This window comes from Mesorhizobium loti CJ3sym, from assembly GCF_000472785.1.
Lineage (GTDB): Bacteria > Pseudomonadota > Alphaproteobacteria > Rhizobiales > Rhizobiaceae > Mesorhizobium > Mesorhizobium loti_E.
The window spans coordinates 247651-265003 of record NZ_AXAL01000010.1 but is presented as its reverse complement, the minus strand read 5'-3'; the positions used below and the strand labels follow the sequence as shown (position 1 = coordinate 265003).

Sequence of the window (17353 nt, the reverse complement as noted above, 5' to 3'; positions counted from 1 at the left end):
GTAGATCGTCTTGTGGGGACCATACTCGCTGGGCGCGTCGCGCCACCGAAGGCCGTTCCTGATCACGAAGATGATGCCACTGACGATCCGCCGATCATCGACCCTGGGCACTCCGTGAGACAGCGGGAAATGCCGCTCGATCCGGCGCATCTGCGCCTCCGACAGCCAGATCAAATCACTCATTGCAGCGCCTCCTCGCACCGCCAATGAATCAGCCGTTTGCTGTCTCCGCAAGAACTTTAATAGGTCCTGACCCTAGTTCCAAAAAGGGCTCGCTGGCAACGGCGGGCCCTTTTTCGATGTGCGGGTGCGCATAGTTCAGGGAACCAGGCAAACCTACCCCATTCCGACCACACAGCGTCAGCAAGGGGGTGCGGGTCATCGCGACGCGCAACGATGCCCCCGACGACCAACGATCGTTGCTGGCACCCCTGTTAGGGACCGAATGTTCCGGTTAGACTTGGTTTAGGATTAGATTGAGGGGACAATCCATGGACGCCATGAACGGACTTGCGTGGCCGGTGGTCGCTGCGGCGGTCATCGGGATAGGCGTCCTGGGCGTCAGGGAGCCGAAGAAATTTAATCGGCTCTCGCCTTGGCTACTTGGCGCGACATCCTTGGCAGCCACCGTGTTGCTGTTTTGGACCAATGCCTATCAGGCCGGCGCACAGGCTGCGTTTGAGCACGCTAAAGCGCTTGTAGATAAGCAGGTCGGTATAACGGACCCATGAACAAATCATTGTTGCCGGCAATCCCGCCCTTGAAGGCACGGCTCCGCATTCCTAACTGTCCGGTGCGGGCCGGGCCCCTCTGACGATCGCTTCTGTGATTGTGATGTCGGACCGCTTTAACGGGCCCGTTTCCATTCCTTTTGGTCAGGCGGGCTCATTTCTTTCGGTTGGAGCCCCGTATGACATCTCCCCTGCTTGGCCTGGTTTGCCCCTCCTGCCGCGTTGCGCTCACAATGAGCGAACGCCAGGGTATCGAAATCGACTATTGTCCGCAGTGCCGCGGCGTCTGGCTTGATCGAGGCGAACTCGACAAGATCGTCGAGCGCTCCGGCAGGGAGGCGGCGCCTGCGGTGCAGCCACAGCCGGCAGCGTTCTTGCAGCCGCAACATGACCGCGACGACGATTATTCCCGCTCGCAGGGCCACCGCTATCCCAAACGGAAGAAATCATTCTTCGAAGAATTGTTCGATTGATCGCATGACGCAGCCCGGCGCCGGCATTTGCTGAAAATTTCTAAAACCACATCGATAAAGGTTCATCTCCGATGATCTCTCGCACAAGCCGATTTGCAACTCTCTTTGCTGGGCTGTTCCTTGCATTCTCCATGGTCGCGATCGATCATGCCGAGGCTCGGCGCGGCGGCAGCTTCGGTAGTCGCGGCACGCGCACGTTTCAGACGGCGCCGCCGACAAGGACCGCTCCGGCACCGACCGCTCCGGTCGAGCGTTCGATGACGCCCACCACCGGTGTGAACTCTGCCGCCCGGCAGCCGCAGGCCGGTCCACAGAGACCCAGCTTCATGAGCGGCTTCGGCGGAACGATGATGCGCGGCCTGCTGATCGGTGGCCTGATCGGGCTGCTCTTGGGCCAAGGGTTCGGCGGCCTGGCCGGCATGTTCGGTTTCCTGCTGCAGGCCCTGCTCTTCGGCGGCGCGATCATGCTGGCCATCCGCTTCTTCCAGTCGCAATCGGCGCGTGGCCCTGCCCCAGCATTTGCCGGTGCCGGCAATGGCCAGGCGTCGCGGTTTGAGAACCGCGCAACGGCACCGCAGCAGACTGCAGGCTCTTTCACGATTCCCGGCTTCGGCGGCGGTTCGGGCGGAGGCTCTCCGGCTGCGGTCTCTGAGGAGATCACGCTGGCTCAAACCGACCTTGAAGCATTCCAGCAGCTGTTGATCGATGTGCAGGAAGCATTCGGGCGCGAAGACCATGCCGCCCTGCGCCGGGCGACGACGCCTGGGATGGTGTCCTATCTCTCAGAAGAGCTGGCCGACAACGCCCAGAAAGGTCTCAGGAACGAGGTGTCCGATATCAGCTTGCTGCAGGCCGACGTCGCGGAAAGCTGGCGCGAGGATGACCGCGACTACGCCACGGCCGCGTTGCGCTACGAGTCTCGTGACGTGATGCGCGAACGGGCCAGCGACAAGATCGTCGAGGGCGACGAGGATCAGATGACAGAGACGACCGAGCTGTGGACATTCGTGCGCGAGAACGGCTCGAACTGGAAGCTCTCGGCCATACAGCAGGCCTGACGCCAAGCGGTATCGGCTCGCCCACTCTGATTCCCGGCTGTGCCGGCAATCACTGCACGATCTTGACGCACATCGGCGTGCCAACCTCGATGGCCCGGCCGGTGTCGGTCAGCAAGCCGCTCGCCGCGTCGCGGGCGAAGATCGAGATGCGGTCGGCATTCTGGTTTGCCGAGAACAGATGGCCACCCGACGGTGTCAGCGCCAGATTACGCGGCGTCGCGCCGCCGCATGGGATATAGTCGACAAGGCTCAAAGCACCAGTCTCCTGATCGACCGCCATGATGACGACGCTGTCGTGGCCCCGGTTGCCGCCGTAGACAAAACGACCGTCCGGCGAAATCTGGATATCGGAGCAGTGGTTGGTCTCGCGCGCCTCGTCCGGCACTGCCGGTTTGACATCGATGAGGGAAAGCCTTCCGGTGGCGTCGTCGAGCGCCATCGACACAATTGTCGAATCCAGCTCGTTCATGACAAAGACGAAGCGTCCGTTCGGGTGCAAAGCGATATGGCGCGGGCCTGCGCCGGGCGGCAGCGCGGATTCCGCCAGCTTGGTCAGGCTGCCATCCCGCCCGATCCGATATGACACCAGCCGGTCGATGCCGAGGTCGGCAACGATTGCCATTCCGCCGGCGATCGTTTCGGTGACGCTGTGAGCATGCGAGCGCTCCTGCCGCGCCGCGTTGGGACCGTTGCCCTTGTGAGAGACGCTGGCCACAGGCGGCGACAGCGCGCCGTCCTTGTCAAAAGTATAGACCGCAACGGCCCTATCCGGACCGCCCTCCCCGACGCCGTAGTTGGCAACCAGAAGTTTCGTCCCGTCACGGGTTATGGTGTTGTGCGCGGTGATGCTGCCAAGAGAAGGCTGCTTGTTCAGATAGCTTAGCCCGTTCGAGGCTCGATCGAAGCCGTAGGCGGAAACAGTCCCCTCGCGCCAGGTCGACACCTCCGAATTGGCATAGAGCCGCGACCCATCTGGGGTGACCGACAGAAAGGTCGGATTGTCGACGTCGTTGGTCTCGGCAAGCTTCTGGACGATCAGTGTTCTTTCATCGAAACCGTAGACGCCAAGACCGACACCTCGGGCGCCCTGAAAATAAGGCGCCTCCCGGTTCAGGCTGCCGACAAACACCAGACAAGCATTCCAGATACTGCGCATGACTTCCTCCCTTGCCAGCCTGCGCCCAAGGGCTGCGGACTGGGCCAAAATTTCGCCTGTCCTCGCTTGCAACGCAACCCCATATGTGAAAATACTATTTACAAAAGAAGATTGACGGGAGGAGACGTCGTGCATTCAGGCGCTACGAGGCGTGTTCAAACGGATGCCCGGAGACTCCTGCGAGACTGCCGGAGCCAGCCATGAACGACTTCGCCCCCACTGTCGGCGTCGCCTCGACGTATCCCAAAAACATGCCCGAGGCGCATGCCGCGCTGCCGGTGTGGAACGCCGAGAACTGGTTCTACGAGGACTGGCCGGTCGGCCAGAAAATCCGCTCGTTACGGCGCACGATGGCGGAAGGCGACAGCCATCTGTTCAACACGCTGGTGCTCGATATCCACCCCTATGTGCAGGACCAGATGTTTGCCGAGAGCGAAGGTATTTTCGGCAAGCGGCTGATCGCCGGCGCTTTCGTCTTTTCGGCAGGGCTGGGGCTGGTCGCCACCAACTGCGTCAATGCCTTTTCCTACGGCTATGACAGACTGCGCTTCATAAAACCTGTCTTCATTGGCGACACGATCTACTCGATCCGCTCCAACCTCGACAAGAAGCCCCGCTACAAGGAGATGGGGCTGATCCGCGCTAGCTACGAGGTGTTCAAGGGCGAAGGCGAGCTCGTTTTGTATTGCGAGCATCTGCAGACGGTGAAGTATCGCAACCCGGCCGATTACGTCGGCAAGACGGAGAAATGAGGATGCCGGCCGCAGCCGAATTGCCGCTCACCGGTCTCACCGTCGTCGACATGAGCCAGTTCCTGTCCGGGCCCTATTGCTCGCTCAGGCTGCTCGATCTCGGCGCCCGCGTCATCAAGATCGAGCGTCCGGATGGCGGCGACCTGTCGCGCCGGCTCTATCTCAGCGACACCGAGATCGGCGGCGATTCCACCATCTTTCACGCCATCAACCGGTCCAAGGAAAGTCTTGCCATCGACCTCAAGAACGACGCCGATCTCAAGGCGCTGCGCGGACTGCTGGCCAAGGCCGATGTGCTGATCCAGAATTTCCGGCCTGGTGTCATCGAGCGCCTCGGCCTTGACTACGAAGCCGTGCGCAAGATCAACCCGCGGCTCGTCTATGCGTCGATCAGCGGCTACGGTGATGAAGGCCCGTGGGTGAAGCGACCCGGCCAGGACCTGCTGGCGCAGTCGCGCTCGGGCGTGATGTGGCTGAATGGCGACGAGGACCAGGGGCCGGTGCCGTTCGGCCTCGCCATTGGCGACATGCTGGCGGGTGCGGCCTGCGCACAAGGCATTCTGGCCGCACTGGTGCGGCGCGGCATCACCGGCCAGGGCAGCCATATTGAGACCAGCCTTTTGGAAGCGCTGATCGATTTCCAGTTCGAGGTGCTGACGACGCATCTCAATGATGGCCGCCGCTTGCCCAGGCGCTCCAATTTTCGCAGCGCGCACGCCTATCTCTCCGCGCCTTACGGCGTCTATCCGGCCAAGGACGGCTATCTCGCCATCGCCATGACGCCGATCTCCAAACTCGCCGATCTGCTGTCGCTCAATGAGCTGGCGCCTTATCGCGACAAACCGGCATCGTGGTTTACCGCCCGCGACGACATCAAGGCGATCATCGCGCAGAGGATTGCGACGAAAACCATCGACGAGTGGCTGGTCATTTTGGAGCCGGCCGACATCTGGTGCGCCAAGGTGCTGGCCTGGCCGGAAATGCTGGCCAGTGAAGGTTTTCAGTCGCTCGACATGCTGCAGACAGTAACGCGTGAGGACGGCGTCTCGATCCTCACCACCAGTTCGCCGCTCAGGGTCGATGGTATCAGGGCCAAGGTAGATCGGGCGGCACCGCGCATCGGCGAGCATAGCGCTGCAATACGGGCGGAGTTCGGCCTGTGACCATGCTCAAAGGCATGACCTGGAGCCATCCGCGCGGCTACGATCCGATGGTCGCCTGCTCGTCCGTCTGGCAGCAGAAGACCGGCGTCGCCATCGAATGGGACAAGCGCTCGCTACAGGATTTCGAATCCTTCCCGGTCGAGGAACTGGCGCGCGCCTACGACCTCATCGTTATCGACCATCCGCATGTCGGCCAGATCACGGCGGAGCGTTGTCTCGCGCCGCTGGATGTCGCCGGCCGCGAGGCGGAGCGTGCCGCGCTCGCCTCGGGCAGCGTCGGCCAGTCCTATCCGAGCTACAACTGGCAGGGGCGGCAATGGGCCTTCCCGATTGATGCGGCCAGCCAGGTTCTGGCATGGCGGCCAGATGCGCTGGAGGCGCCGCCGGCACAGTGGAACGAGGTGCTCGATCTTGCCCGACAAGGGCGCGTGCTGTTGCCACTGCGACCACCCCACGTGCTGATGGTGTTCTACACACTTGCCGGCAATCTCGGTTACCCTTGCGCGACCGATCCGTCCCGCGATCTCATCGATATCGAGACCGGCAGCGAAGTCTTCGAGGCGATGCGTGAGATCGCAGCGCTGGTTGATCCCGCCTGTTTCGAGATGGACCCGATCGCGGTTTCGGAGCGTATGGCAGAGGCTGGCTCGCGCATCGCATGTGCACCGCTGATCTACGGTTATGTCTCCTATGCGATGACTGGTTTTCGTGAGCATCGGCTCGCCTTCGCCGACATCCCGGTCGTCGGCTCCAACGGTCCGATCGGTTCGGCGCTCGGCGGTACCGGCATAGCGGTGTCAGCCTTTTCCAAGGCGAAAGATGCAGCGACCGACTTCGCCTATTGGGTCGCCAGCGGCGATATCCAGCGTGGTCCTTATGCCGCGGCTGGTGGACAGCCGGGTCATGCCGCGGGCTGGGAGGATCAGAGCGTCAACGCAGCGACCGGCAACTTCTATCGCGACACGCGCGCGACGCTGGAGGGCGCATGGGTGCGGCCGCGCCATGACGGCTACATGGCGTTCCAGCAGGCGGCTTCCGACCGCATAATTTCCGGTATGACCTCCGGGCACAAAGCCGCAGGGGTCATTGCCGATCTCAATCGCCTGTTCCGGGAGAGTCTTCCCGCGCAGGTGACCGGCGCTGCCGGTGGAGGAGACTGAAACTACTAAACCGGAGGAGAACAATGAAAAACATGATGCTCGGCCTGCTGGCCGCAACCGCACTTACATCGCTTGCAACCGTTGCCTATGCCCAGGACGTGCAAGGCGTCATCGGCGGGCTGCCGACGGAACTCAAGGCGCAGTATGACGGCACGCCGCAGAAGGTGCTGCCTTCAGCCTGGGACAATTTCACGCCACCGCCGAAGCCATGGAAATGGTGCCACTCGGAATCCTACCAGGGCAATCCGTGGCGGGTCACCGTCACCAAGGAGTTGAAGCGCCTCGTCGACGGGCTGATCGCCGACGGCACGGTGTCCAGTTTCGAAGTGTCCGACTCCAACAATGACGCCAGCCAGCAGATCAACCAGATCCGCGCCTTCATCGACAAGAAGTGCTCGATCATCACCTCGATCCCGGGCTCGGCGACGGCGCTCGACGATGCCATCGATGCCGCCGCCAAGGCCGGCATTCCGTTCATCACCGCGGCCGGTTCGGTGACCAGTCCGAACGCGATCAATGTCGATTCCAACTATGCGCGCTGGGGCTATGACATGATGACCGCGATCGGCAAGGCGCAGCCGGACGGCGCCAGCATCCTGCTGGTCGAAGGCATTGCCGGTCATCCGATCGTGGTGCAGGAACGCCAGGGCGCGGACAAGGCGCTGGCCGAAAATCAGAAGCTGAAGATTTCGCGCAACGTCAACGGCAACTGGACGGCCAATGTCACCAAGACCGTGGTGCTGCAGGCGATCGCTACCAACCCGGCGCCGATCGATGCGGTTTGGACGACCGGCAGCGAAAGCCGTGTCGTCGCCGAGGCCTTCGCCGAGGCGGGGCGGCCGGCGCCATTGATCACCGGCTCGATCACCGGTGACGCGCTGGGCTATTGGAAGGCCAACCCCGACAAGTACCGCTTCGAAGGCCATGCGGTGCTGCCGCACTGGACCGCCGAGACGCTGTTTCGCGTCGGTGAGCGCATGCTCGAGGGCCAGAAGCCGAAGCTGAACACGCTGCTGATCCCGATCCCGCCGGTGCATACCGCCGATCTCGGCTCCTGGTACAAGGACTGCATGACGACGGATGCCGTCTCGATCTTCCCGATCCCGCCCAAGGATCCGATGCCGGAGGAATGGCTCGACGCCTATTTCTCCAATCCGGCGCCGACCAAGGGCTGGGATTATTCAAAAGTTCCAGACGCCTGCGCGAAGTGACATCTGAGATAGACTCAGCAAGCCGGCTCCTTTCCGGGAGCCGGCTTGCCATCATCGAAACACGACATGCTTGAAATCCAAAACATATCCAAACGCTATGGCGAGACGGTCGCGCTCGCGGACGCTTCGATCGCGTTCCGGGCAGGGACCATCCACACTATCCTGGGCGAGAATGGTTCGGGCAAGAGCACCATGGTCAAGCTCCTGTCCGGCATCGTCCAGCCGGACAGCGGCGCGATCCTGCTGCAAGGCAAGCCGTTTTCGGGCGCCAACCCCTCGGCTTTCCAGGCACAAGGCTTTGCCACGGTGTTCCAGGAGGTGCTGATCGCACCGGATCGCAGCGTGATGGACAATATCCTGCTCGGTCTCGATGGGCTGCTCCGGCGCGCCGTGCCTCGCAATGAACGCCGGGACAAAGCAGCGGCGGCGCTAAAACGCTTTGCGGTCACCGATGTCCCTCTCGATATTCCCGCCGGCCTGTTGCCTCTGGCCGCGCAGCAACTGGTGGTTCTCGCTCGTGCGATCGTGCGCAATCCGAAGGTCCTGATCCTCGACGAGGTGACCGCCGCGCTCGACTTCGCCGACCGTGAATCCGTCTTTTCGCTGATGCGCGCGCTTGCCGGCGAAGGCTGCCTCATTCTGTTCATCACGCACCGCATGGACGAGGTGATGTCGCTTTCGGATCGCATCTCGATCCTGCGCGGCGGCGGCGTCGTGCGCACCGAGGAACGCGGCGCCTCGACGCCGGCTGAACTGTTGAAGGCGATGGCGCCACGCACGGCGGCGGAGCTGGCGCATGGCTGATCGCGCCGCCCCTGATTTCCGCGGCCTCGCCATTCGCGACCTCGTCATCGCGTCCGGTGCCAGCCCGATCACGCAAGCCATCGCTCCTGGCGAAATCGTTGGACTTGCCGGTCTCGACGGCCACGGCCAGGAGCTGTTCCTCAAAATGCTCGCCGGCCTGGCGCCGCCACTTGGCGGATCGATCGAACTGGCCCTGTCCGGCGCATCCCGCAAGATCACCGGCTTCCGAAAAGCCGTCGCCAGCGGCATCGCCTATTTGCCGCGCGACCGGCGTGCCAACGGCATTTTCCCGACGCAGTCGGTGCTCGACAATTTCGCCGTCTCTACGTTGTCGCGCGACACGCGGCTTGGTCTGATCAGTCCGGCAGCGCGCAAGGCGCGCTACGACATCTATCGCGAAAAATTGTCGATCGCGGCACCCCGGCCGGATGCGCCGATCACCACCCTGTCGGGCGGCAATCAGCAGAAGGTGCTGTTGGCGCGGGCGCTGGCGCTGGAGCCCGCCATCCTGCTTCTCAACGACCCGACGCGCGGCGTCGACGTGGCGACGCGGCATGTGCTCTACCACGTCTTTCGCGGGCTGGCAGCCGACGGCATGGGGCTTGTCATCCTGTCCAGCGAGATCGAGGAGATTCTTCTCCTCTGCCAGCGCGTGCTGGTTTTCCGGGAAAACGAGGTTGCCGCGGACATCTCCGGTGACGCTATGAATACCGACAGCGTGATATCTGCCATGTTCGGACGTGCGGCATGAGCCAAATCTCACGCCTCCTGTCTCTTGGGCGAAGCATCGGCTTCGCCGTGGTGCTGCTGGTCGTCCTGCTAGCGGTCAACCTGATCCTCAGCCCGGGGCGGTTCCAGCCGGGATCATGGGGCGCGCTGGTTGGACTGGCCGCTCCGCTGATCGGCGCTGCCATCGCTTCCACGCCGGTTATCCTTGCCGGGCGTGGCGGCATCGACATTTCTGTCGGGCCGCTGATGGGCTTCGTCAACGCCATGGTGATCCAGGTGCTGTTCCTCAAGGCCGGCATCTCCTCGCCCCTGCTGCTTGTCCCGGCGGCCCTGCTCATCGGCGCCCTGATCGGCGCGGCAAACGGCTTTCTGGCAACCATCGTGCGCATCCAGCCGATCGTCGCCACGCTCGGCACCTATCTAATCCTCACCGGCGTGACGCTGACGATCCTGCCCGCGCCGATCGGTCCCGCACCCGTCTGGCTCAAGGCGTTGGCCGGTCCGTGGTCGATGCTGCCGCTCGCCTTGATGTTCATCGCCTGGTGGCTGGTGCGGCGCACGCCCTACTACGATCAACTGATGGCGGTCGGCAGCGACGACCGCGCAGCCTACACCGCCGGCGTCGATGTCACGCGCGTGCGCTTCATCGCCTATGTCATGACCGGCATCTTCGGCGGATGTGCCGGGTTGATGCTGACGGCGCTGATCGGCTCCGCCGATCCCAATATCGGGCCGACCTACACGCTGATCGCCATCGCCGCCGTCGCACTTGGCGGCGTCAGCCTGGCCGGCGGGCGCGGCGGCGTTGCGGGCGCAGCGATCGGCGCCATCGATATCTTCCTGCTGCAAAGCGTCCTGACGACGTTCAACGTCTCGACCTTCGTCCTGCAGATTGCCTATGGCGCCATATTGGTGCTGGCGGTGATGCTGACCGCGCTGCAGGAACGTCTTGCCATGAGGGGGCGCTGATATGGCCGGCCAAAACCTGTTCGCGACAACCAACGCCCGTGTCGTCGGCGCTTTCTGTGTCGCCGCCCTTCTGCATCTTGCCGGAACAGTTCTCATTCCGGGCTATTCAGCGCCGTTTGCGATACGCGCCATGCTGGTGCTCGCCTCGCTGCTCGCGGTCGCCTCGATCGGGCAGACGCTGGTCGTCATCATGGGCGGCATCGACCTGTCGATCCCCTTCGTCATCGGTTTTGCCAATGTCGTGGCGGCCCAGGTCTACGGCGATGGCTGGAATTTCTTTCTCGTCTGCAGTCTGGTTGGCGTACTGGCGATCCTCATCGGTGGGCTGAACGGGCTGATCGCGCGCAGCCTCGACATCCAGCCGCTCATCGTCACGCTCGGCATCGGCATGGTCGTGCAGGGGCTGGTGCTGTTGTGGACCGCCGGCTTCCCCTCAGGCTCGGCACCGCAAGCGGTTTCCAGCTTCGTGTCGATCGGCGGATCGGCCGGGCCGCTGCCGGTGCCATGGCTGGTGCCAAGCCTGGTCGTGCTGGCGGCACTCGTCGTGCTGGTGCTGGAGCGGACACCCTATGGACGCCGGCTCTATGCGCTGGGCAGCAATCCGGGTGCGGCACCGCTGGCGCTGATCGATCCGGTTCGCATGTGGGTGATCACCTATGCCGCAAGCGCCTTCTTCGCTGCGGTGGCCGGCGTGCTGTTGCTCGGCTTCACCGGCTCGGCCTATGGCGATGTCGGACAGCCCTATCTGTTCCAGACCATCGCAGCGGTTGTTGTCGGTGGCGCTGCACTCGTTGGTGGTCGCGGCAGCTATCTCGGCACGATCGCCGGCGTGCTGGTGCTGACCGAAATCAACACGCTGCTGATCGGCCTCGGCTTCCAGCCGTCGGCGGTGCAGGCGGCACTTGGCTTGATCATCGTGCTGCTGGTCTCGCTCTACGGCCGCGAGCGGCACGTCTCGACGACGATTTGACGGCAGCTACTTCAACCGCCACAGCTTGCGGGCATTTCCCGACCACAAGCCCTCACGCTCCTCTGCGCTGCAGCCTGAAAGCAGCGCATGGGTCGCCGCCACCCAGGTCGAAAGACCGCCGCCGAGCGTGCAGACCGGCCAGTCGCTGCCCCACACGACGCGATCCCAGCCGAACGAGCCGATGGTGTGCTCGACGTAAGGCCGCAGTGTCTCAACGGTCCAGCTGCCGGCATCGGCATAAGCGACGACGCCGGAAATCTTGGCGATGACATTTGGGCGCCGTGCGATCTCGCTCATGTGCTCACGCCAGGGATGCTCGACCCCACCCTTGATGTTGGGGACGCCGCAATGGTCAAGGACGAACTGGACGTCGGGCGCAAGGTCGGCCAGCGCGATCGCTTTCGGAATCTGGTGCGGCAGCACGACGAGATCGAAGGTCAGGCCGGTGCCGCCAAGCCGTTTGATGTTGCCGCGAAAAAGCGTGCCTTCGGATAGCTCGTCCGGCATGACGTGCAGCACGCGGCGGAAGCCTTTGACGAAAGGGTTTGTCTGCTGGCGTTCGAGATAGGCGGCGAAATCAGCCTCTTCCGGCCGGCAGGATGCGATCACACCAGCCAGCATGCTGCCGGGTTGCCGCGACAATCCTTCGACACGAGCTGTCTCGGCTTCGATGTCGGCAGGATCGACATCGACCTCCATATGCAACACGCGCTCTACTCCAACACGCTGCGCTTCAGTGGCATATTCCTCATAGGAGAAATCGCGGTTGAGCGCGGGCACGCCGGTGAGCCAGGGATAGCGCAAGGCAGAGCGATCGATGAGATGCAGATGGGTGTCGATGATCATGGCGAGGCTCGTCCTCCGGCTTTTTCAAATCATCTCACGGAGGAATTCTTCATTCAAATAAGAATTTATGCCGATGAACCGACAGTCGAGCCTGCCAGGTGCGACAGCTTCTCGCACGTTGCCAGCAAGAGCTCGATGGTCCGGGTTATGTCGGGCGCGGCAGGCGTGTTGATGACGGTGATGTAGGGGATCGACAGCGCGGCGATCGCCTTGCCGTCCGAACTGCGCACCGGCGCCGAGAGGTTGAAGACTCCGGCGGTCTGCATCGAGGCCATCATCTCGTAACCACGGTCGCGGATCTGGTCGAGCCGGGTGAAGAACTCGGCAGATTGCGCCGTCTTGTCTGTGCTGCGGACGTATTCGGAAATCATCATCTGCCGCTCTTCCTGCGAGCGGAAGGCGAGCAGCACATGGCCCGAACCGGTGTCGAACAGGCTGATGTGGGAGCCGACACGGATCGAAATGCCCCAGTAGTCCGGGGCTTCCTGCTGGGCGATGACGACAGCGGAACCGCGATCAAAAACAACGAGTTGGTTGGCCTGCTGGGATGTCTCCGCCAGTTCCCGCATCAGCGGCGTTGCAAAGGAGACCAGCCGCCGCACCGGAGCGTGCAGTTGCGCCAGGCCAAACAGTTTCAGCGTCAGCGAGTAGCGGTCGCCGTCGAGCCGCGTGACATAGCCGCGTCGCACCAGCCGGTCGAGCATGCGGTAGAACTCATTGGGGCTGCGGTCGAGTTTCTTGGCGATTTCGGCCTGGGTCAGGCCACCGTCGACGCCAGCCAGCAACTCAAGGATGTCGAGCCCCTTGTCGAGCGCCGGCGCGCGATAGCGCTCGTCTTCGCTGTCATCCATGAACCATCTCTCCAGTGAATTCTGCCCTTCATATACGCAGGAACGGAGCCGGCGGAAACAAATTTCGCCTTGACGTATCCATGAATGTTTTGTTTGTATATGAATGTAGCACTTCTTGTCATCAGACGAGTTGCGGTCGCCTGCCAAGGCGCACCAAGGGAGGATACCAATGAACAGACTGCTTTCCGGCGTGTCCGCCGGCGCATTGTTGCTTGCATTCGGTGCAGGCACGGCCCTTGCCGGCGACCTGCCCGGCAAGTTCGAAGGGGTGACCGTCGACGTAAAGCTGATCGGCGGCCAGCAATATGAAAAGCTCTACGAGCGCATTCCCGAATGGGAGAAGGCGACCGGTGCCAAGGTCAACATCCTGACCAAGAAAAATGGCTTCGACATCGACAAGGAGCTCAAGTCCGACATCGCCTCGGGCAGCACGAATTGGTGCGTCGGCTGGAACCATTCGTCGTTCGCGCCGCAATATACGGGCCTCTACACCGACCTCAGCAAATTGCTGCCCAAGGAAGAGATCGACGCCTTCGTGCCGTCGACGATCAAGGCCGCGACCATCGACGGCAAGCTGGAAATGCTGCCGCGCGCGCAGTTCGACGTATCGGCACTCTACTACCAGAAGAGCCTCTACGAGAACGCCGACAACAAGACCAAGTTCAAGGCGAAATACGGCTACGATCTGGTGCCGCCAGACACCTGGAAGGAAGTTACCGACCAGGCCGAGTTCTTCGCCAACCCACCCAATTTCTACGGAACGCAATTCGCCGGCAAGGAAGAGGCGATCAACGGCCGCTTCTACGAGATGGTGGTCGCCGAGGGCGGCGAGTATCTCGACAAGGACGGCAAGCCCGTCTTCAACTCCGAGGCCGGCATCCGGGCGCTCGACTGGTTCGTCAATCTCTACAAGGCCAAGGCCGTGCCGGCCGGAACCACCAACTACCTCTGGGACGATCTTGGCCAGGGCTTTGCCTCAGGCACTGTCGCCATAAACCTCGACTGGCCGGGCTGGGCGGGCTTCTTCAACGATCCGAAGTCGTCGAAGGTCGCCGGCAATGTCGGCGTGAAGGTCGCGCCGAAGGGGTCTTCCGGCAAGCGCACCGGCTGGTCCGGTTTCCACGGCTTCTCGGTCACGGAGAACTGCCCGAACAAGGAAGCTGCCGCTTCGCTCGTCTGGTGGCTGACCAACGAGGACAGCCAGAAGCTCGAGGCCGCCGCAGGCCCGTTGCCGACGCGCACCGCTGTCTGGGACTGGGACCTGAAACAGGCCGAGAACGATCCTTACAAGAAGGAGGTTCTCGCCGCCTTCCAGGAAGAAGCCAAGCACGCCTTCGCCGTGCCGCAGACGCCTGAGTGGATCGAGATCTCGAACGCCGTCTATCCCGAACTGCAGGCGGCGATCCTTGGCGACAAGACCTCGAAGCAGGCACTGGACGAAGCCGCCGCCAAGGCGACGCAAATCCTCCAAGACGCCGGCAAGCTGTAGAAACGACTTCCAAGGCCGCCTCCCCCATTATGATGGGGGAGGCGATCGCGTCCCGGCGTATGCTCGGCGATACATGGCCCGCGTCCCCCTCGCCGCCAGTCCAATGCAACATTTCAGGAATTCTGATGAAGGGCTTCAAGCCATCCGCGCCATTCCTGCTGCTGCTTCCGGCTGGCATCGTGCTGGCGGCGGTCGTCGTGGTGCCGCTGCTGTTGTCGCTCTATTCCAGCTTCACGCCTTTCCGGCTGATCAAGCCCGAGACATTCTATGTCTTCATCGGCTTCCGGAATTATCTGTCGATCCTGGCCAACACCGATTTCTGGTGGGCTTTCGGGCGCACGGTGCTGTTGCTGACGATCGCGCTCAATCTCGAAATGCTGCTTGGCCTCGGCCTCGCCATGCTGGTCGAGAAGGCGACGCGCGGCCAGCGCATCCTGCGCACGCTGATGATGTTTCCGATGATGTTCTCGCCGATCCTCGTCGGCTTCCAGTTCAAGTTCATGTTCAACGACAATATCGGCCTGATCAACAACGCCCTGCAGTCGCTCGGCATCACGCAGGACGCCATACCGTGGCTGATCGAAGGCCATCTTGCCTTCATTGCCATTTCGATCGCCGAAATCTGGTCATCGACCTCGATCTTCGCCATCCTGATCCTCGCCGGCCTGCTCGCCATGCCCAAGGAGCCGATCGAGGCGGCGCGCGTCGACGGCTGCACGCCGTGGCAGACGTTCCGCTATGTGACGTGGCCGTTCGTCATGCCCTTCGCCTACATCGCCATGACCATCCGCTCGCTCGACGTCGCGCGCGCCTATGACATCGTCAAGATCATGACCGACGGCGGGCCGGCCGGCCGCACCGAGCTGTTGTGGACACTGGTGGCGCGCACCGCCTACAGCGACGGGCGCATGGGCATGGCCAACGCCATGGCCTATTTCTCGATCCTGCTGTCGATCGCCTTCACCGTCTACTTCTTCAACAAGCTCGCCGCGGCGCGCACGCAGATCGGTGCGGAGTGGTGATGGACGAGAATTCTTCCGCCCGCCTGAAGCGCCGGCTGCTCGGCATCGTCTATCGCATCGGCCTGTTCCTGGCGATGCTGACGATCTGCTTGCCGGGCCTCTGGATCGTCATATCGTCGCTGCGGCCGACCGTCGAGATCATGGCCAAGCCGCCTGTCTGGATTCCGCAGGAGATTTCGTTCGACGCCTATGTCTCGATGTTCAGCGGTATCGGCAAAGGCGGCATCCCGGTGATCGAATATTTCCGCAACTCGCTGATCATCTCGGTGACCTCGACGGTGATTGCGGTGGCGATCGGCATGGCCGGCGGCTATGCCTTTGCGCGCTACCGCTTCCGCGGCAAATCGAGCGTCTTCCTCGGCCTGATGCTGACGCGCACGGTGCCGGGCATCGCACTGTCGCTGCCGTTGTTCTTCCTCTATGTGCGGCTCGGCATCATCGACACGCATTTCGGGGTGATCCTTGCCTATGTCGCGCTCAACGTGCCGTTCACGATCTGGCTGATCGACGGCTTCTTCCGCCAGGTGCCCAAGGATCTGGCGGAGGCCGCGCAGATCGATGGCTGCACGCGCTGGCAGGCTTTCTGGCAGGTGGAGTTCCCGCTCGCCGGGCCTGGCATTGCGTCGGCCGCCATCTTCGCCTTCCTGACCTGCTGGAACGAATTCGCGTTGGCCTCGCAACTGACCCGCTCGGTCAGCGCCAAGACGCTGCCGGTCGGCCTGCTCGACTACACGGCCGAGTTCACCATCGACTGGCGCGGCATGTGCGCGCTCGCCGTGGTGATGATCATTCCGGCGCTCACCCTCACCTTCATTGTCCAGAAACACCTTGTCGGCGGCCTGACCTCCGGCGCGGTGAAAGGCTGATCCCATGGCAACGGTCTCCCTCAAAAAACTGACCAAGCGCTACGGCAATATCGGGATCGTGCATGGCATCGATCTCGACATCGCCGACCGTGAATTCATCGCGCTGGTCGGCCCCTCCGGCTGCGGCAAGTCGACGACGCTGCGCATGATCGCCGGGCTGGAGGAAATCAGCGCCGGCTCGATCGAAATCGGCGGACGCGTCGTCAACGATCTGCCGCCGCGTTCGCGCAACATCTCGATGGTGTTCCAGTCCTACGCGCTTTATCCGCACATGACGGTGCGCGAGAATCTCGGCTTCTCGCTGAAGATCGCTGGCGCCGCCAAGGAAGACATGGAGCGCCGCGTCGCCGAAGCCTCGGCCATACTCGGGCTTGATACGCTGCTCGACCGCCGCCCGTCGCAGCTGTCCGGCGGCCAGCGCCAGCGTGTCGCCATGGGCCGCGCCATCGTGCGCGATCCCGATGTGTTCCTGTTTGACGAGCCGCTGTCCAATCTCGATGCCAAGCTCAGGACGCAGATGCGTACCGAGATCAAGAAGCTGCATGCCAAGGTGCAGTCGACTGTGATCTATGTCACCCATGACCAGGTCGAGGCGATGACGCTGGCCGACCGCATCGTCATCATGCGCGACGGCCATATCGAACAGGTCGGCACGCCCGACGAGGTGTTCCGGCGGCCAGCGACGCGCTTCGTTGCCGGCTTCATCGGCTCGCCGCCGATGAATTTGCATGAGGCAACGATCGATGACGGCCAGATGGTTTTTTCCAGCGGCGAGAAACTGCCCCTGCCAGGCCAGTTCAAGGCCAATGTCGCGACCGGCGACAAGGTCGTGTTCGGGCTGCGGCCGGATGATATCTATCCGGCTGGCCATGGTATCAGTTCCGGCGGTGCCGCCGACGTCCATCAGATTGAGCTGCCGGTCACGGTCACTGAGCCGCTCGGCAACGAGACGCTGGTGTTCGTCGAATTCAACGGTACCGACTGGGTGTCGCGGATGCTGAACCCGAGGCCACTGCGGCCGGGCGAGCGGGTCGCCATGAGCCTCGACATGTCGCAGGCGCATCTGTTCGCCACCGACACCGGAAAGACATTGCGGAGCTGAC

General features: G+C 62.7%; 19 protein-coding genes. 15 read left to right on the top strand and 4 right to left on the bottom strand.

Translation table 11 applies throughout. The annotated features are described in order from the left end of the window. On the bottom strand, positions 1 to 183 hold a 183-nt coding region (locus A3A9_RS0116105), incomplete at its 3' end, for a transposase (protein ID WP_027058977.1). A 308-nt stretch (positions 184 to 491) separates the two neighbouring features. Between A3A9_RS0116105 and A3A9_RS0116100 the strand changes: the two genes are divergently transcribed. From A3A9_RS0116100 to A3A9_RS0116090, 3 genes are all read left to right on the top strand, one after another. Continuing rightward, complete coding sequence (locus A3A9_RS0116100) at positions 492 to 731, top strand: hypothetical protein (protein WP_027059703.1); 240 nt, start codon at positions 492 to 494, stop codon at positions 729 to 731. A 179-nt stretch (positions 732 to 910) separates the two neighbouring features. Next, positions 911 to 1204, top strand: a complete 294-nt coding sequence (locus A3A9_RS0116095) for a zf-TFIIB domain-containing protein (RefSeq protein WP_027059702.1) — start codon at positions 911 to 913, stop codon at positions 1202 to 1204. Positions 1205 to 1275: 71 nt separating this feature from the next. Further along, the gene (locus A3A9_RS0116090; RefSeq protein WP_027059701.1) at positions 1276 to 2262 is read left to right on the top strand and encodes a Tim44 domain-containing protein; all 987 of its coding nucleotides are present in this window, start codon (positions 1276 to 1278) and stop codon (positions 2260 to 2262) included. Between the two features lie 49 nt (positions 2263 to 2311). On the opposite strand, the gene A3A9_RS0116085 is transcribed toward A3A9_RS0116090, so the two are convergent. Continuing rightward, complete coding sequence (locus tag A3A9_RS0116085; protein WP_027059700.1) at positions 2312 to 3409, bottom strand: lactonase family protein; 1098 nt, start codon at positions 3407 to 3409, stop codon at positions 2312 to 2314. Between the two features lie 209 nt (positions 3410 to 3618). On the opposite strand from A3A9_RS0116085, the gene A3A9_RS0116080 reads away from it, so the two are divergent. From A3A9_RS0116080 to A3A9_RS0116045, 8 genes are all read left to right on the top strand, one after another. Next, on the top strand, positions 3619 to 4170 hold the full coding sequence (locus A3A9_RS0116080; protein ID WP_027059699.1) for a MaoC family dehydratase: 552 nt from the start codon (positions 3619 to 3621) through the stop codon (positions 4168 to 4170). 2 nt (positions 4171 to 4172) lie between these two features. Further along, complete coding sequence (locus tag A3A9_RS0116075; RefSeq protein ID WP_027059698.1) at positions 4173 to 5333, top strand: CaiB/BaiF CoA transferase family protein; 1161 nt, start codon at positions 4173 to 4175, stop codon at positions 5331 to 5333. 2 nt (positions 5334 to 5335) lie between these two features. Then, positions 5336 to 6493: an extracellular solute-binding protein gene (locus tag A3A9_RS0116070; RefSeq protein ID WP_033838585.1), complete on the top strand. Its 1158-nt coding sequence runs from the start codon at positions 5336 to 5338 to the stop codon at positions 6491 to 6493. 23 nt (positions 6494 to 6516) lie between these two features. Next, entirely contained in the window at positions 6517 to 7704 is a 1188-nt protein-coding gene (locus tag A3A9_RS0116065; protein WP_027059696.1) for an ABC transporter substrate-binding protein, read from the top strand. A 66-nt stretch (positions 7705 to 7770) separates the two neighbouring features. Continuing rightward, positions 7771 to 8508, top strand: a complete 738-nt coding sequence (locus A3A9_RS0116060) for an ATP-binding cassette domain-containing protein (protein ID WP_027059695.1) — start codon at positions 7771 to 7773, stop codon at positions 8506 to 8508. Continuing rightward, positions 8501 to 9259, top strand: coding sequence for an ATP-binding cassette domain-containing protein (locus A3A9_RS0116055; protein ID WP_027059694.1), 759 nt, complete (start codon positions 8501 to 8503; stop codon positions 9257 to 9259). Before A3A9_RS0116060 ends, A3A9_RS0116055 begins: the two co-directional genes overlap by 8 nt. Beyond that, entirely contained in the window at positions 9256 to 10206 is a 951-nt protein-coding gene (locus tag A3A9_RS0116050) for an ABC transporter permease (RefSeq protein WP_027059693.1), read from the top strand. The genes A3A9_RS0116055 and A3A9_RS0116050 overlap by 4 nt, the downstream gene beginning before the upstream one ends. A gap of 1 nt (position 10207) precedes the next feature. Beyond that, positions 10208 to 11176 (top strand): ABC transporter permease, encoded by a 969-nt coding sequence (locus tag A3A9_RS0116045; protein WP_027059692.1) that lies wholly within the window; start codon positions 10208 to 10210, stop codon positions 11174 to 11176. Positions 11177 to 11182: 6 nt separating this feature from the next. Here the strand turns inward: A3A9_RS0116045 and A3A9_RS0116040 are convergent, their stop codons facing one another. Both A3A9_RS0116040 and A3A9_RS0116035 read right to left on the bottom strand, forming a co-directional pair. Then, positions 11183 to 12022 carry an amidohydrolase family protein gene (locus A3A9_RS0116040; RefSeq protein WP_027059691.1) on the bottom strand — a complete coding sequence of 280 codons (840 nt, stop codon included), beginning with the start codon at positions 12020 to 12022 and terminating at the stop codon, positions 11183 to 11185. A gap of 65 nt (positions 12023 to 12087) precedes the next feature. Next, positions 12088 to 12873, bottom strand: a complete 786-nt coding sequence (locus A3A9_RS0116035) for an IclR family transcriptional regulator (RefSeq protein ID WP_027059690.1) — start codon at positions 12871 to 12873, stop codon at positions 12088 to 12090. 169 nt (positions 12874 to 13042) lie between these two features. Between A3A9_RS0116035 and A3A9_RS0116030 the strand changes: the two genes are divergently transcribed. The 4 genes from A3A9_RS0116030 to A3A9_RS0116015 all read left to right on the top strand — a co-directional run bounded on the left by A3A9_RS0116030 (position 13043) and on the right by A3A9_RS0116015 (position 17352). After that, a complete protein-coding gene (locus A3A9_RS0116030) occupies positions 13043 to 14362 on the top strand; it encodes an ABC transporter substrate-binding protein (RefSeq protein ID WP_027059689.1) in 1320 nt (439 codons plus the stop codon). A 125-nt stretch (positions 14363 to 14487) separates the two neighbouring features. Next, positions 14488 to 15384, top strand: a complete 897-nt coding sequence (locus tag A3A9_RS0116025) for a carbohydrate ABC transporter permease (RefSeq protein WP_027059688.1) — start codon at positions 14488 to 14490, stop codon at positions 15382 to 15384. Continuing rightward, positions 15384 to 16250 (top strand): carbohydrate ABC transporter permease, encoded by an 867-nt coding sequence (locus tag A3A9_RS0116020; RefSeq protein WP_027059687.1) that lies wholly within the window; start codon positions 15384 to 15386, stop codon positions 16248 to 16250. Before A3A9_RS0116025 ends, A3A9_RS0116020 begins: the two co-directional genes overlap by 1 nt. A 4-nt stretch (positions 16251 to 16254) precedes the next feature. Then, the gene (locus tag A3A9_RS0116015) at positions 16255 to 17352 is read left to right on the top strand and encodes an ABC transporter ATP-binding protein (RefSeq protein WP_027059686.1); all 1098 of its coding nucleotides are present in this window, start codon (positions 16255 to 16257) and stop codon (positions 17350 to 17352) included. The last annotated feature ends 1 nt before the right edge of the window (position 17353 follow it).

Coding starts and splice junctions, on each gene's coding strand:
- A3A9_RS0116100 (WP_027059703.1), top strand. CDS start 492: ATGGACGCCATGAACGGACTTGCGTGGCCGGTGGTCGCTGCGGCGGTC.
- A3A9_RS0116095 (WP_027059702.1), top strand. CDS start 911: ATGACATCTCCCCTGCTTGGCCTGGTTTGCCCCTCCTGCCGCGTTGCG.
- A3A9_RS0116090 (WP_027059701.1), top strand. CDS start 1,276: ATGATCTCTCGCACAAGCCGATTTGCAACTCTCTTTGCTGGGCTGTTC.
- A3A9_RS0116080 (WP_027059699.1), top strand. CDS start 3,619: ATGAACGACTTCGCCCCCACTGTCGGCGTCGCCTCGACGTATCCCAAA.
- A3A9_RS0116075 (WP_027059698.1), top strand. CDS start 4,173: ATGCCGGCCGCAGCCGAATTGCCGCTCACCGGTCTCACCGTCGTCGAC.
- A3A9_RS0116070 (WP_033838585.1), top strand. CDS start 5,336: ATGCTCAAAGGCATGACCTGGAGCCATCCGCGCGGCTACGATCCGATG.
- A3A9_RS0116065 (WP_027059696.1), top strand. CDS start 6,517: ATGAAAAACATGATGCTCGGCCTGCTGGCCGCAACCGCACTTACATCG.
- A3A9_RS0116060 (WP_027059695.1), top strand. CDS start 7,771: ATGCTTGAAATCCAAAACATATCCAAACGCTATGGCGAGACGGTCGCG.
- A3A9_RS0116055 (WP_027059694.1), top strand. CDS start 8,501: ATGGCTGATCGCGCCGCCCCTGATTTCCGCGGCCTCGCCATTCGCGAC.
- A3A9_RS0116050 (WP_027059693.1), top strand. CDS start 9,256: ATGAGCCAAATCTCACGCCTCCTGTCTCTTGGGCGAAGCATCGGCTTC.
- A3A9_RS0116045 (WP_027059692.1), top strand. CDS start 10,208: ATGGCCGGCCAAAACCTGTTCGCGACAACCAACGCCCGTGTCGTCGGC.
- A3A9_RS0116040 (WP_027059691.1), bottom strand. CDS start 12,022: ATGATCATCGACACCCATCTGCATCTCATCGATCGCTCTGCCTTGCGC.
- A3A9_RS0116035 (WP_027059690.1), bottom strand. CDS start 12,873: ATGGATGACAGCGAAGACGAGCGCTATCGCGCGCCGGCGCTCGACAAG.
- A3A9_RS0116030 (WP_027059689.1), top strand. CDS start 13,043: ATGAACAGACTGCTTTCCGGCGTGTCCGCCGGCGCATTGTTGCTTGCA.
- A3A9_RS0116025 (WP_027059688.1), top strand. CDS start 14,488: ATGAAGGGCTTCAAGCCATCCGCGCCATTCCTGCTGCTGCTTCCGGCT.
- A3A9_RS0116020 (WP_027059687.1), top strand. CDS start 15,384: ATGGACGAGAATTCTTCCGCCCGCCTGAAGCGCCGGCTGCTCGGCATC.
- A3A9_RS0116015 (WP_027059686.1), top strand. CDS start 16,255: ATGGCAACGGTCTCCCTCAAAAAACTGACCAAGCGCTACGGCAATATC.